The organism is Nitrospira sp. Vd2 (assembly GCF_979581665.1).
Genome location: NZ_CEFZSK010000009.1, coordinates 21,856 through 36,083 on the forward strand (window position 1 = coordinate 21,856; position 14,228 = coordinate 36,083).

Below are 14,228 nucleotides of genomic sequence, written 5' to 3' on the forward strand. Positions count from 1 at the left end.
ATGGTGGAAGTACAAGAGCTGTATCCTGTTGTGATGAACCTGTTTCGGCAGCGCCTCGATGTGCAGGTGGAGGCGACGGATACCGACTTGTTCGCAACGGGCATCGTGGATTCCTTGATGTTTGTGGAACTCACGGTGCAACTCGAGGATGCGTTCGGCATCACGATCCCCATCGACAAAGTGGAGTTTGAGAACTTCCGGTCCGTCGCCGCCATCGCCGATTTCGTATTGGCGCAAAGTCTCGCTCAACATGGCAAGCCTCCGCGCGTTTGTTGAACCGGACATCCCGGCCGTTGTCGATCTCTATCGTCGCACCTTTGCAGGGGGCTCGATCCGAGATGCCGCAGGGCTCTGTCGTTATGTTGCCGACGTCTTTTTCCACAATCCTTTCCGCGATGCACGGCTGCCGTCGCTCGTGTATGAAGAGAACCAGACGATTCTCGGCTTCCTCGGCGTGATTCCTTATCGGATGATGATGAACGATCAGCCCATCCGAATGGCCGTGAGCACCCAATTCATGGTGGACGCACGGAGCCACAACACACTCGCGGCCCTTGAACTCGTCAAAGCGTTTCTCGCCGGCCCTCAAGACCTTTCGTTAGCGGACGGTGCGAGCGGTCTGTCTCGCAAGATTTGGGAGGCAGTCGGGGGCTATTCGGTCCCGCTCTATGCGTTCAGGTGGACGCGACCGCTGCGACGATGTGAACAGTTGCTTGAATCGACCGAGGAGCAATTTCCCTGGCGCACTGTCACTGTCCCGGTCATCCGACCTCTGTGTCGAGCCCTCGATGCGGCCTTCTACCGAAAGAATGTCGCCGCGAGCACGGCCGCGCCACTATCCCGGGAGCCGCTCGAGGCGGAGACGATCCTGCGAACACTCCCGAGAGTTGCGCGGCGCGATCAGTTCAAGCCCCATTACGATGCGGCGTCGTTGCGATGGATACTGGATTTAGCGGCGCAAAAGAAGAAGGTGGGCACGTTAAGGGGCAGTGCGCTGAGGGAGCACAGCGGCGAAGTCGTCGGCTGGTATCTCTATTATTTGAATCCGGGGCGGACAGCGCATGTGCTGCAATTTGCCGTGCTGCCACATCTCATCTCAGCCGTGCTCCCAGACTTCTTTTCACAGCTTCGTGGAGAAGGCGCGACGGCAGTGTCCGGGCGTCTGGAGCCAAAGTTTCTGCACGAATTCTTTCATCACGGCTGCACCTACACGATGGGAAGCGCCTTCTTGGTCCACTCGAAACACGGCGACATTTTGCAGGCCATTTACACAGGCAATGCTTTTCTGTCGCGCCTCGAAGGGGAATGGTGGAACTGCTTCAGCGAGTTCGCCAGCTAGCGGCGCTCGTTCCAAGGCGTGGGTTGATCGTGCGACCGTGAAGAAGGGGGTAGGAGCTGCTCCCACTCGACGGGCCTGGTTTAGCTCGTATGGCTTCTTGGTCGCATCGAAAGTGAGGATCAGGGATGATGATCAAACAGAATCTCGAAGATGTCGAGACGCATTTTGCCTTCGGCGAAAACTGGGCGCGATATGCCGATACCGTCACGGACGCCCAGATCGAAGAAGCCATCGCAGGATTGCAAGCGCTGTTGGGCCGCCCACGTCTGGCCGGGAAATCGTTTCTCGATATTGGGTGCGGCTCGGGCATACATAGCCTGGCGGCCCTACGCCTCGGTGCGCGGCGCGTTGTGGCGCTCGACATCGATCCGACGGCCGTCGCGACGACATCTCACCTGCTGGGGATCTGGGCCGGGGACTTGTCATTTAAAGTGGCGCAGGGGAGTGCTCTCGATCTCACACCCGCGACGTGGGGACACTTCGATGTCGTGTACTCATGGGGCGCCCTCCACCATACCGGCCGATTGCAACAGGCGCTTCAGAATGCCGCGGCGATGGTGGCGGATCGCGGGAGTTTTGCCTTTGCCTTGTATCGCCGCACCTGGATGTGTCCTCTGTGGAGGATCGAGAAGCGATGGTACTCGCGGGCGTCCCCCGCTGCGCAAGATCGTGCCCGCCGGCTCTATGCCGCGTGGTTTCGATTCATCGGTCGAAGACAGTTTGATGTCGATGCCTATATTGCCGAGTACAAGAAAAATCGCGGCATGGATTTCTATCACGACCTTCATGATTGGTTAGGCGGATATCCATACGAGTCGATCTTACCGGAGGAAGTGGAGGCCCGGATGGAGAGGCTCGGCTTCCGCCGCCGCACCATAATTCTCACAACGCCGCATGCGGGACGCACGCACGGCCTGCTCGGCTCCGGCTGTGATCAGTACGTCTACGAAAAGGACAGTCGTACCACATAACGCCAGGTCACTGGACTTTCGAGCATTGCCATTTGGCGGTTCGGGCGTGCGAATTGGCACGCTTTTTGGGCTCGCCACCGGCTCCCGCATGAATTTTTTTTTGCGGCAACGCGTGTCATTGTTTGTTCGACAAGAATGATTGTATTTTCGTGTACCTAGGGTTTTTGTTGTCGTTTGTCCACAAGACTTTTGCACTTAAATAAAATATCGTAACAGGCAGAAATCGTTAACTAAATCGCTTGCCTTCTTCAGGAGCCTTTGTTAAAAGGCCAGCCCCAGTTGACACCTCAACCGGGCAGCTTAGGAAGGAGGTAAGTAGTGGCGTTGAAGCGTTTCATAAGGGCCTTGTCAGGGGAAAGCGCAAGTCAATTCATCCGCAATGCTAAATATAAAATCGAGGGTCTGGAGCCCCGCGTTTTATTAAGCGCCGATCTCGCCACTGCCGCGGCGGCGTTGCAAGCACCGCAGCCGCCGGCGCCGCAGGCGGCGCCGATTCAAGTCAATCAAGACGGACAGTCCCAGCAGACGGCGACGGTCAGTGCCAAGTTTGGCGACGTCGCCGGCAATGGGACCATGCAAGACGTCACGCTTCCCGATGCCACGGGAAATCTCGTGACGTTCCAATTGCGCGGCGCGGGCATCGGTGAGGTGAGCCAGACTCAGGGAGAGTGGCAGCTCCACATCACCGGAACGGATGAAAGCTCCTCCTTGTCGATCCTCTCGCAAACCGGCGCGCCGGTCGCAATTCATCAGTTGCAGATCGACGGGGCCATGATGGGGATCAATGGGGCGTCGGTCGCGCTTGATGGGACGACGACGATCAATGGCCATGTCACCGCTGTTGCCCTCGGGAGTGTGCAAGGCGGGACGTTATCGGCAACCGGCATGGACATGCTGACCGTCCAGAAGGACATCAACCAGGCCACTGTCGCGATTGGGGCGAGTCTGACGTCCGGACCGGCGCCGAAGCTCGGCCTTCTGTATGTCGGAGGATCGATTACGAGCAGTACGTTGCAAATCGGCGACACGGCTGTTGGGGGCTCGGTCGGCATGGCACTGATCGGCGGCACGATGACGAGCGACAGTCGTATCACCGCCGGTGCACTGCCTTCTACGATCGGTCTTGCGGGGACGACGGTGTCCACCGCCGACGATGCGCGGTTCACGACGACGTACGGCACGCCGGTCGTACAAACTTCACCGGCCACCCAGCCGCTCGCGTCGACGGTCGGTACGTCGCAGACGAGCCAACCCGTCTCTTCTTTCACGGTCACTGAAAGTCTGACCTCCAGCAGTCCTTCCACGACCGCGAGTCAAAACCGGATCGACCTCTCGAGCGCGTATCACGACTCCGGTAATTCCTACATCGCGCAAGTGAACCTCGGGACGGCGGCGGACACGGCCGCGGCCCCGACGGCCTCGACGGTCCAGATTTATGAGAACGGCGTGCCGCTGGGGCCGGCGCACTCCGCACATACGGACATTCGCAATGTCGGCGCGGGGCGGTACAGCTACTGGAGTGACGGGACGAGCACGGCGCTGTACTTCTCGGCATCCGACAACTCCAATCCGCTGACGAACGGGCGGACGTACACGTACCAGGTGGCGGGCGGGACGACCACGACGTCGACCTCCACTCCAGTGAGTACGACCCCGACACCCGCGCCCAGCCCAGTCGGAACTGCGCTGAATTTCTCGAGCGCGTATCATGACTCCGGTAATTCCTACATTGCGCAAGTGAACCTCGGGACGGCGGCGGACACGGCGGCGGCCCCGACGGCCTCGACGGTGCAGATTTATGAGAACGGCGTGCCGCTGGGGCCGGCCCACTCGGCGCACACGGACATCCGTAATTTGGGGGCGGGGCGGTACAGCTACTGGAGTGACGGGACGAGCACGGCGCTGTACTTCTCGGCATCCGACAACTCCAATCCGCTGACGAACGGGCGGACGTACACGTACCAGGTGGCGGGCGGGACGACCACCACGTCGACTCCGACCCCGGTGACTACGACGCCAACACCCGCGCCGGCCACCGGGACCGATAGCACGCAATCCCCGGTTACGGCACCGCCCGCTCCGCCAACGTCATCGCCCTCTACACCGACCGCCGTCTTTTATGTCTCCCCGAGCGGCTCAGACTCCAATGCGGGGACATCAGCGGCACCGTGGCGGACGATTCAGCATGCGGCGCAGAGCCTGCAGGCCGGTCAAACCGCGATCATTCGTGACGGCGTGTACGAGGAGGGCCAGATCACCTTCGCGCATTCCGGGACCGCGACGAATCCGATTACGCTTCAGGCCGAACACAAGTGGGGTGCCGTGCTGAGCTCGGTTTCCGGCAACTACGAGGCCATCAGCATCACGCAGAGCTACATTACGATCCAAGATCTCCGGATCTCCGTGTCGCCCAATAATGTGGGGGGCGCGGCCAGTAGTTCGAACGGCGCCATCCGCGTGTGGGGCACCAACATCCCGAGTGCCGCGAGCCCGACGACCGGGACATTGGGGGCCACGATTCGGGGCGTCTTGGTCGATGCCAGCTCGCAGCGAGCGGTCGGCATCAAGACGAACCAGGATTACACCTTGGTGGAAAACTGCGAAATCCATTCGTCGCTCGAAGCGTTCAACAATTACGGCACGATCTTCCGGAACAACACCATTTATACGGGTGATGTCTGGGGCAGTTACGTGTACGGCAAGGGCGGCGTGCGGGATTTGCAAATCTACAGCAACGTCGTCCACATGGGCAACGCGAGTGGATGGGGCGTATTCCTCGGAGGAAACTCCGGTGGCTGGTGGTACGATCCGACGACGCATTATGAAGCCTACGATTCATCGGCGTACAATAACACCGTCTACAATGAGTCCGGGAATGCTTCGGCCGGTGTGCTCGGGTTTGCCGGCAGCTATAACTGCACGATCCATGACAATAGGGTGATAGGCGGGGGCCAGACGTTCATGGCCAAAGGGGCCTTCCCGGGCTACGATCCGCAACCGATGCCGGTCAATTCCACCTTCTCCAATAATACCTTTGCGTAACGCTGCTCGCAGCGTTGACCTGAGGTAGTCTGGCGTGGGAAGCGTCACCGGTGAGGTTGGTGGCGCTTCCCACGTCGTCCCCCTCATGAGGATCGATCAAGAACCATTTACATGGCTGGTCTGTTGAGCGAGCATCGGTTGATCTTTCTCTCGGGTCCGCTGAACTTTGCGGTCCGGTGAACGGTCAGTTTTGAGCTGAGACGGCCACCGGCTACAAGCTGAACGGCGCTTCTCTTCCCCTTGTTCCGGAAGACGTCTTTCCTGACAATCCCTCAAGTCGAATCTATCCTTCAGCCTTCGATTCAAGCCCCAATGAAGATTGCCGAAGTACGTCGCGAGGCTCTGAAAGAGGGTGCGTGCTGAGAGTCGCGACCAGCAGCGAATTGCCGCCGGCACGAATGATCCATGGATGTGACGCGGCGTATCAGCGAGATGTACGGGCGGTTCCCCTATCCGTCGCCGCAGGGACGCAGACGTCGGCTGCGTGAATTGGCGAACCTTCTGGCGATCTTCTGCCGCGAGACTGGCTACCGATTGGAAGGAAAGAAGGTCCTGGATGCGGGCACGGGAACGGGCCACCGGTTGATCGAAGCCGCCTTGATGTTTCGACACACTGATTTCACGGCCGTCGATGTCAGTGAAGCGCCTCTGAATATTGCACGTCAGGTGGCCAGCGATGCAGGCGTCGATAACGTCTCCTTCCAACAAGGAAACGTGTTGGAAGCGGGTAATAGCTATGGGACGTTTGACATGGTGTTGAGCATGGGCGTGGTGCAAATTCTCGACGATCCGGCGAAAGGGCTCTTGAATCTCGCGACCAGCCTCCGAGACGACGGCGTCATGTTTCTCTACATTTATGGAAAACACGGCAGCACCGAACGCATGCGGCGCAAGAAGATTGTTTCGCTGTTGCTGCAGGGCGAGACAGATTTCCAGACAGGGATCGCCCTCGTGAAAGAACTCGGATTTGAACCGCCTGGGTACGGATTGAACGTTGGTTTCAACGACGAAGCGTCCAAGGATTCGCTCATCGTGGACGCATACCTCAGCGTTCACGAAAAGTTGTACGATGTGGATGATATTTTCGAGCTGTTTCACTCCTCCGGGTTGTATGGGTTTCTTGTGTATGGAATTGTCTTCGGGGAGCAGGGGCGCTTGTTTGACACTCGGCTTGGCGCCGACGCCCAGGTCGCGTTACAGAAAACCGATCCGGCCCCGTACCTCCCATCGCCGCGCCTGCAGGACAAGTACCAACGGCTTTGCCTAACGGACAAGTATCGCCTCATTGATTTGTTGTACCAGCCGGCCGGATACACGTTGATGGGATTCAAGGCGGGCGCGAGGGACCACCTCACCTCAGATCGCATTCGAGCGAACACGCTCCTGATTTAACCAGTCCGGGATGGGAGGTCGAGTGGTGGACGTCACTGAGCGTGTCAGCGCGATGTACGCAGAGTTTCCGTATCCATCGCCGCAGGGCCGGAGACGTAACCTCAAGGAACTGGCGAACCTGTTGGGCATTTTCTCGCGGGAAACGGGTTACACGCTCGAAGGAAAGAGCGTGCTGGACGCCGGCACAGGCACAGGGCACCGTCTCATTGAGGCGGCTGTAAGGTATCGCCACACTCAGTTTACGGCTGTCGATATCAGTGACGTGCCGCTGAGCATTGCGAGGCAGGCCGCTTCCAACGCCGGTGCCACCAATATCTCGTTCCGGAAAGTCAACATTCTGGAGGACAATCAAATCCTTGGTCGGTTCGACATGGTGCTCAGCATGGGCGTGGTCCACCATCTGGCGGATCCCGTGAAAGGCGTGCGCAATCTCGTGCAATTGCTCCGAGAAGATGGCGTGATATTTTTCTATATCTATGGAAAGCATGGAAGCAGCGAACGCTTGCGGCGTAAGCAGATTGTCTCACTCCTGCTTCAAGGTCAGCGTGACCTCACTGAAGGGATCAGCCTGGTCAAAGAGCTGGGGTTTCATTCGGCAGGGTATGGCTGGAACATCCACTTCGACGATGAAGAATCCCGAGATGCGCTCATCGTGGATTCCTATCTCAACGTTCACGAGGTGCTGTTCGACATTGACGGGATCTTCGATCTGCTTCGGTGTTCAGGCCTTCATGCCTTCCTGGTGTATGGCGTCGTGTGCGGTGACCAAGGGCGACTGTTTGACACCCGTCTGTCGTCCGAGTCTCAATTAGCCTTCCAAAAAACGGATCCCTCACCCTATCTTTCTTCAGCCGTGCTGCAAGACAGATATCGGCAACTGTGCCTGGCTGATCAGTATCGTCTCCTCGATTTGTTGTACCAACCAGCGGGGTATACCGTGATGGGCCTCACAGCCGGCGCGATGCCTTCGTTCTCTGCGGATCGCATTCGCGCCAATATGCTCCTAGTTCGCGACCTCTAGCCTGATTCCGCACGATTCGTCAATCAGCGTCGGTCCATCGGCGGCGAGACGTCGATTGCTTTGTGAAAGCTTCACCCGCTACAACGTGAGGCTTCTATGTACCTCCACTTCTATGGTCTGACGAAAGAGCCATTTCAGACGACTCCGGACGAAGAGTTTCTGTTTCTGACCGATACCCACCGCGAGGCGATTGCGGCGATTCGGTATGGCATCAAGCAGCGCAAGTGGGGGTTGGCAAGACGACGATCCTGCGGTCGTACCTCAAGAGCATCGGTGAGGTGTACCGAGTCGTCTATCTTTTCAATCCCGCGCTTTCATTTCCTGCGCTGCTGAAGATCATTTTACGAGAGCTCGGCGAGATGCCGATCGAAGGCGAAGCCGTCGATCTCGTCAACCAGCTCCACGAACACCTCATCGCGGAGTACCGGGACGGCCGGACGGTCGTCCTGATCATCGATGAGGCGCACCACATCCCCGTGGAGACGCTGGAAGGCGTGCGAATGCTGTCCAACCTCGAAACCCAGAATGCCAAATTGATCCAGCTCGTGCTGGTCGGCCAGCCGGAACTGGAAACGATGCTGTCCCGGCCCGACCTACGGCAGGTCCGGAACCGGATCACCGTTTGGGGGCGGATCGAGCCCCTGACGAACCAAGAAAGCCGCAATTACATCGAGCACCGGTTGCGAGTCGCGGGGTGCCGGCAGGCGATCTTCGCGAACAATGCGTTACCTCGAATCGTTCAAGCGGGGCACGGGAACCCGAGGCGGCTCAACATTCTGTGCCCTTGATCAATGGGTTTGGAGAAGGTCAGCCGATCATTACCAAAGCGACGGTGGATCAGGCGGTCGCCGATATCGACGGACGGCCGGTCCGCCCGCTCGTGGCCCGACGCCATCTTGTTGCATCGACCGCGATTCTCGGCTTCCTCGTGCTGCTCATGCTGCCGGTCCGTTCCTCTCATCAGGCCTCCTCGGTCGCCAGTCTCATTCCTGAGCTCTCGGCACCAGTGCCGATCCCGCTCTTGCCTATTTCACCCGAGAGAAAGCAGCAGCCGACCACGGACGAGTCGAGCAAGGATCATGTCATCCCGACCGAAACGGCTGCACCAAGTCATGATCCACCGCCCTTGTCGTTCGCCGTGTTGCCCGAGAACGGTGATGCGGCTGAAACCGCACGGCTCCTGGCCGTCTTGCTCGATTGCGGAAGGGTGGTGGTGGGCCGTGCACAGCCGGCGATCAACAATCCCAGATTGGAAGACAAAGGCTTTTCGGCCTCGGCGTTCGAGTCGTACTTGCGCAAGGAATTCTTGGCCCGGACGGGTCACGATCTCCGCAACCTGGCGACCGCGCCGATGCCAGATCGGGCAAAGTCGCTTCTGGTCAGGCTCGTCTTTTTCATGAAGAAAGCTGTTCAGGACGTCCAGCCGGATATCAACAAGAAGGGAATCGGGTTCAAGGGATTCATACCGGCGACGTTCGCGACGCAGGTCGCCCAAGCCTTCTCGCAGGACACCGGGGTAAAGGTGCGTCAAATCGGTCCACCCGGTGTGGAACCTCGAAATCCGGACAATAAGCCCGATGAACAGGAGGAGCAGGCATTGTTGGCGATGCAAAGGAGCCATCCACGCGCCGGTGATCATGTCATAGAGGACATGTTGCCCGACAACCGGGTGAGGGTCTTGTTGCCGTTGTTCTACACGAAGGCATGTTTGGCGTGTCATGGCAAACCAAAAGGGCAAGTCGATATTTCCGGGTATGAAAAGGAAGGGTTCAAAGAAGGAGATCTCGGCGGGGCGATCTCAGTAGCCCTGCCGGTTGACTCCGGAGCGTTGAAAGGAGTGCAAAGTGAGTAAGATCTTTCAAGCGCTGGAGAAGGCCCAAGTCGAGCGAGCCCTTCATGAGCATGACAGCCTGAGGCGCGCCGATCAACCGGCCTGCCCACCGCCACCGCCATCGAGCATACCTCAGCGTAGCGGGCAGCAGATGACCGTGAAAGGATTCAAGTCATTCCTGGCTCAACTTCCTGATGACGCAATCCTTGAGGTTCGGCTCGACGAGTCTGGTCCGCTGTACTTCGCTCAGTGGAAACCGTTGGCGCCTCATGAAATCCGCGCCGTCGTGCAGCCGGCACCGGCGGCCGAGCGGAGCCACGATCTGGACCGATGAGCAATCGATCCTTCACGGGTAGTCAAGCCTTTCTTGCTATGAGGTCCATGAAGGCATGCGCATAATGGCTGCTGATTGGGCAGAACAAGAAGCTGAGACGATCGTCGACGCCTTCGTGGCCGATACGAGTGCGAGTGATCTCCTTCGCCTGCAAGAGAGGATCGCTGCAGCCTTGCGCCGGGCGTTCGAGAGAGGAAGGCGTGAGGGGCCCGCTGTACAGCGGGCATGACCGGGATGTGCGACCGAACAACCGGCGCGCAGGGTAGAGTGGCCAGAATGACCTACTCTGGCGGTCTGCGTCCGAGTCGATGGCGCCGGTCGCGGTTCAATCCTGGCTGAACGTAGGCCCTGCAGTCACACACAAAACACGCCCCTACCGCCGTACGCCTGCGGGGCTTGTGCAACGCGCGGGGATGGCCGCAGGTGCACAGCTCCTCGCGTCCCGCGGTTTTTCGAAATCCTTTTTGACCCGGCATATTCGTGAATACCCTTTGGGTATTGTACGCTTCGTTCCAGTGGCTCGACTAGACCACCCTTTATCTTATGGACGTTTCTGTAGCACGAACACGGAGCGAACAATCAGCTCGTGAAGTGGCAGGGAGGAAAGAACGCTGTTGCGCGCCCGGCTGCTACGTTGAGCGCGACGCTGAGAAGCCAGGCGTGTCTAGTGAGGGTCCCCGTGCGATCCAGCGCTACGAGGCAGCTTCGGCTAATGCTTTTATGGGTGCCACATCATCCGCTTCGATTTCGACTGCCGTGGCTTGTTGGATCAGGTTGACGCGGATGACGAGACGGCTGCCATGTGCCTGTCGGACGAAGGAGCCGCGGAGTCCCTGCAGTGGCCCACGGATTACCTCGACGAGTGCCCCGTCCGAAAAATACGCCCACGGCACATGCGATACGCGTGACTGGACCACGCGCATCACCGACATTATTTCGTCTTCAGGAATCGGTTCAGGGCCTCGTACGCCGCTGACTATCTCCACGAGGCCCGGTGTTTGGAGGACAATGAGTTTTTGGTCGGTCATGAATTTGGCAAAACAGTAGCCGGGAAACAAGGGCCACTCCACGACTTTTTTGCGATCCTTCCATTGGCTGACCCGGGACATCAGCGGCAGCAGCGGTTCGATTTGTCTCGCGATCAGCTGGTCTCGTACGACCTTTTCGGCCCGCGAGCGCGTCCGAATTGCATACCAGTGAGCCGTGATCGACATCAAATCCTCCTCTGCACCGAAATACCAGTCATTCCCTGGTCCTGGTCCCGGTAGGTCGTCCTTCTACTCAGTTTCCTGTCTGCCCATCAGTCCGGCTCGTGATGATAGTAGTGTAAGTGTGTGTCTTGCACTCTGAACCTTAGGCACGAGCCGAGGTATGAGGGATACGCAGTTCTCCGCGATACGTCGTGGCTGGCCGGAGGTCTGTCCTTCATTGATCCTCGGGGGACATTCACGACCTTGCGACAAACGCCCTAGAGACCGCAAGAGAACTTGTGTTCTACCGGTCGTCGGACATGCTGCGTTTCAGGTTTGGTGCCCCGGCAATCGACTCATTCGACTCATTGTGGAACGATTTATGACAAGCGCGTGATATCCCACGCATGGGCATAGATCTTCCGCCATGTGATCATGAGAGGTCGTTTCTACATTCCTTCCTAAGACAACACAATCGAACAACCTTTCGTTTTAGTGTCCTTTCTCCTGTTACAGATTTACCCCTGTCGCTCAGACTCCCAGTCGTTCCCCACTATGAAGGTGTACACCACTGGGTGAACGCCCTGTCGGCACTCCTCCTTGCACAACGTCGGCGACGACGGTAAAGTGGGTTATCTAATTAGCGCGCCTTACGACCAGCGACGGCTTCGCAACCATGAGTGATGACACTCACGACTGGGCTAGCCAGGAAGCGGAAGCCATGATCGATGCATTCATTGCCGATCACGGCCCTGACGATCTCCTACGTCTACAGACTGCCATTGCCCGTGCCCTCCGGAACGCCTATGAGCGCGGCGCGAAGCAAGAGCCGCGCCGAGAGCAGGCATAGGGCGTCTCCGGCTGCCTGGTCTTGCTGTTGGCGTACGCTACCAGAGTCCATCGTAAGGCGGTCCCAGTGGCTGGAGCGGTGGAACACTGCGGCCTCTGAAGCAATCTGGTTCGTGCGTCACCTCCCGACCGGTTCTCACCTTGCTGCGTTCCCCCACTTCCAGCCACCACTCTCATCGGTGTAGGCCTGTTCCATCGGAAAAATTGATCTGCGGGTCCAGCGCTCCACGCTCGTCCGAATTCACTCCACCCGCCCGGAGTGACACTTAACTTCCATTCTCTTATCTCCTAGCGAGTGAGGCCGGTGTACGGAGCATCGCCGAAAGACGTGGCGGCGAGACTCGACCTCCGAGTGTGCGGATACCTTGAATGTTACTGTCGTCTGGTGCGGGTTCGAAGATGGGACGCGAGGAGCGCATGGGATTGTCCCGGTCGCCGGTCCTTGCTTCCCGTGAACAGCGTGACCACCAGGACCACCGAAAGGACAAAGCAGAGAATCGCCATCCAAACCATTCTGACCTCCCAGTGATGGGGTTGTGACCATCACGCGCAAGTCCGGTGCCTTGCCTTCGATCCTCCTAAACTCGCAAGTTCACCGCCGAGGAGACCGTGGCAAGCGGAATGCTTCCCGCCATGCGGTGTGCGAAGAACATCGCAATGGTGGCTAACGACGCGTAGCGGGATCGCAGCGGTCTGCTATCCTTACCTCCATTCGTGGCGCTCGCCATGGAGGAGGAGCAGTGATAACCGAGCGAGACGGGGTGGTAATAACGGTGACGGACCGGCTCGTTCTGGGATCGCTGTACAACAAAGAAGTCCAATCGATCGACGAGCTGCTTGACAGCCTCCCTACGCTCACATGGGCGCAGGTGTTCTCGTCGGTCGATCGACTAAGCCGCCGAGGCTTGGTTATTTTGCAAAAGGTCGGTTACGAGTATCTCGTTCGGACCACCAAGGACTCTGTCACGCGACCCGACGTCCGTTCCTTGATCGACGGAGTATGGGATCATCAGCCAGCGGGCCGAGACGAACGACCGGCATACCGCGTTGGGTCTTGTTCAAATTGGATGCGACAGCGGTCGGTGCAGAAGTAATAGGTCCGCCCCTCGTAGTGACTTCGAGCCACTGCGTCGTCGGCATTGATCATCATCCCGCAGACCGGATCGGTCGTATTTTCTCCGGGCATCAGAAGCTTCCTTCCTTTATCTCGGTACATCATGTTGGGCATACTGTATGCCGCAACGCGTGGGCGGGGTATCGCTCACTGGGCAACTGTGCGTGGGACTTCTGCGGGCCTCGCAGTCAGTTCATTGGACCGATGTCTGGATTCACTGAGATGCTCCGTCTGCGTCCACCGACGTCGGCTTTCATGCCATGCTGTCCACTAACAGGCACGCACTGTGCTAGCGTCACGTCATGCTGGCGATCTTCCTCATCGCGTCTCTCGTTGCTGTCCCGAGTTTTGCCGGGACATCGGACAGTCTTTCGGAGACCCGCGCTCGGTTGGAAGCTGCAGTTGACGCTGTCACTCGGTCAAGCGACGCCCTCCGAGCGCGGGAAGCGGCCAGCGATGCCTCTGGTGCTCTACATGAGTATGTAACGGCGGCCAGACAACTCGAGGAGGATGTACGGGTCGCCAGGGAGGCGTATCAGGACGAAATAGAGAAATTGAGCCAGCAGGCCAACGAGGCCGTGACGGACATGCCCCGAAAGGCGGAAGACCTGACCGGGCGGATGAAACGCCTCCTACAGGAAATGCTGTCACTGACGATACGGCCGGCGCTTCTGGCCACTGCAGCCAGGCTCGATGCGGTCCGACTGCTGAACACGGCTGCGCAGTCGCGTCCGCTGTCCGCAGCGGAGCACAAGCTGCGTGCTGAGAGTCTCGACCATATTAAGGGAGCCCTTGATGAGACACTCGCATCGATCAATCACCCCGATAACCGCTTGCTCCTTGCGCCTTACACCGCTGATGCATACCGGCAACTCGGCTATTGGGCATTGTTTCGGCGAGATGTAAAGACAGCACGTGACGCCTTCGCCCAAGCGTATCTCTACAAGGCAAGCGAAGGCGTTCGTCACGCCACTGAAGCACTAGACAAAATTGACACGAGGCGGGTGTCGGAAAGCGAACACGTCCTCAGCCGCATCGCGACCGCCAGCCTGACTGCCGAATCCCCTGGTACGACGATCCTGCTCACTGCAATCGAAGAGACGAGAGACCGACGCTAACAAGGGTGCGCACGGCTCAGGCGTCGG

General features: G+C 58.6%; 13 protein-coding genes. 11 read left to right on the forward strand and 2 right to left on the reverse strand.

Going from position 1 to position 14,228, the window contains the following annotated elements; all coding sequences use genetic code 11:
* The 9 genes from AC1U7K_RS04430 (at position 1) to AC1U7K_RS04470 (ending at position 9,930) form a co-directional block, all read left to right on the forward strand.
* Complete coding sequence (locus tag AC1U7K_RS04430; RefSeq protein WP_480249589.1) at positions 1–276, forward strand: acyl carrier protein; 276 nt, start codon at positions 1–3, stop codon at positions 274–276.
* A complete protein-coding gene (locus AC1U7K_RS04435) occupies positions 251–1,339 on the forward strand; it encodes a hypothetical protein (RefSeq protein ID WP_480249590.1) in 1,089 nt (362 codons plus the stop codon). Before AC1U7K_RS04430 ends, AC1U7K_RS04435 begins: the two co-directional genes overlap by 26 nt.
* Positions 1,340–1,464: 125 nt before the next feature.
* A complete protein-coding gene (locus AC1U7K_RS04440; protein WP_480249592.1) occupies positions 1,465–2,310 on the forward strand; it encodes a class I SAM-dependent methyltransferase in 846 nt (281 codons plus the stop codon).
* Between the two features lie 318 nt (positions 2,311–2,628).
* Positions 2,629–5,352 (forward strand): LEPR-XLL domain-containing protein, encoded by a 2,724-nt coding sequence (locus AC1U7K_RS04445; RefSeq protein ID WP_480249593.1) that lies wholly within the window; start codon positions 2,629–2,631, stop codon positions 5,350–5,352.
* A 405-nt stretch (positions 5,353–5,757) separates the two neighbouring features.
* Positions 5,758–6,744, forward strand: coding sequence for a class I SAM-dependent methyltransferase (locus AC1U7K_RS04450; protein WP_480249595.1), 987 nt, complete (start codon positions 5,758–5,760; stop codon positions 6,742–6,744).
* A gap of 10 nt (positions 6,745–6,754) precedes the next feature.
* Positions 6,755–7,765 (forward strand): class I SAM-dependent methyltransferase, encoded by a 1,011-nt coding sequence (locus tag AC1U7K_RS04455; protein WP_480249597.1) that lies wholly within the window; start codon positions 6,755–6,757, stop codon positions 7,763–7,765.
* Positions 7,766–7,989: 224 nt separating this feature from the next.
* Positions 7,990–8,553: an ExeA family protein gene (locus tag AC1U7K_RS04460; protein WP_480249598.1), complete on the forward strand. Its 564-nt coding sequence runs from the start codon at positions 7,990–7,992 to the stop codon at positions 8,551–8,553.
* Complete coding sequence (locus tag AC1U7K_RS04465; protein WP_480249599.1) at positions 8,544–9,617, forward strand: Tll0287-like domain-containing protein; 1,074 nt, start codon at positions 8,544–8,546, stop codon at positions 9,615–9,617. Before AC1U7K_RS04460 ends, AC1U7K_RS04465 begins: the two co-directional genes overlap by 10 nt.
* The gene (locus AC1U7K_RS04470; RefSeq protein ID WP_480249600.1) at positions 9,610–9,930 is read left to right on the forward strand and encodes a hypothetical protein; all 321 of its coding nucleotides are present in this window, start codon (positions 9,610–9,612) and stop codon (positions 9,928–9,930) included. Before AC1U7K_RS04465 ends, AC1U7K_RS04470 begins: the two co-directional genes overlap by 8 nt.
* Positions 9,931–10,622: 692 nt before the next feature.
* On the opposite strand, the gene nusG is transcribed toward AC1U7K_RS04470, so the two are convergent.
* The gene (gene nusG / locus AC1U7K_RS04475; protein WP_480249601.1) at positions 10,623–11,144 is read right to left on the reverse strand and encodes a transcription termination/antitermination protein NusG; all 522 of its coding nucleotides are present in this window, start codon (positions 11,142–11,144) and stop codon (positions 10,623–10,625) included.
* Positions 11,145–11,796: 652 nt separating this feature from the next.
* Between nusG and AC1U7K_RS04480 the strand changes: the two genes are divergently transcribed.
* Entirely contained in the window at positions 11,797–11,970 is a 174-nt protein-coding gene (locus AC1U7K_RS04480; protein WP_480249602.1) for a hypothetical protein, read from the forward strand.
* A gap of 1,008 nt (positions 11,971–12,978) precedes the next feature.
* Here the strand turns inward: AC1U7K_RS04480 and AC1U7K_RS04485 are convergent.
* A complete protein-coding gene (locus AC1U7K_RS04485; protein WP_480249603.1) occupies positions 12,979–13,155 on the reverse strand; it encodes a YHS domain-containing protein in 177 nt (58 codons plus the stop codon).
* Between the two features lie 506 nt (positions 13,156–13,661).
* Between AC1U7K_RS04485 and AC1U7K_RS04490 the strand changes: the two genes are divergently transcribed.
* Positions 13,662–14,201 (forward strand): hypothetical protein, encoded by a 540-nt coding sequence (locus tag AC1U7K_RS04490; RefSeq protein ID WP_480249604.1) that lies wholly within the window; start codon positions 13,662–13,664, stop codon positions 14,199–14,201.
* Positions 14,202–14,228: the final 27 nt, after the last annotated feature.

What these genes read in the sequence shown, in the direction of transcription:
- AC1U7K_RS04430 (WP_480249589.1), top strand. Translation starts at nt 1, where the DNA reads ATGGTGGAAGTACAAGAGCTGTATCCTGTTGTGATGAACCTGTTTCGG.
- AC1U7K_RS04435 (WP_480249590.1), top strand. Translation starts at nt 251, where the DNA reads ATGGCAAGCCTCCGCGCGTTTGTTGAACCGGACATCCCGGCCGTTGTC.
- AC1U7K_RS04440 (WP_480249592.1), top strand. Translation starts at nt 1,465, where the DNA reads ATGATGATCAAACAGAATCTCGAAGATGTCGAGACGCATTTTGCCTTC.
- AC1U7K_RS04450 (WP_480249595.1), top strand. Translation starts at nt 5,758, where the DNA reads ATGGATGTGACGCGGCGTATCAGCGAGATGTACGGGCGGTTCCCCTAT.
- AC1U7K_RS04455 (WP_480249597.1), top strand. Translation starts at nt 6,755, where the DNA reads ATGGGAGGTCGAGTGGTGGACGTCACTGAGCGTGTCAGCGCGATGTAC.
- nusG (WP_480249601.1), bottom strand. Translation starts at nt 11,144, where the DNA reads ATGTCGATCACGGCTCACTGGTATGCAATTCGGACGCGCTCGCGGGCC.
- AC1U7K_RS04480 (WP_480249602.1), top strand. Translation starts at nt 11,797, where the DNA reads ATGAGTGATGACACTCACGACTGGGCTAGCCAGGAAGCGGAAGCCATG.
- AC1U7K_RS04485 (WP_480249603.1), bottom strand. Translation starts at nt 13,155, where the DNA reads ATGCCCGGAGAAAATACGACCGATCCGGTCTGCGGGATGATGATCAAT.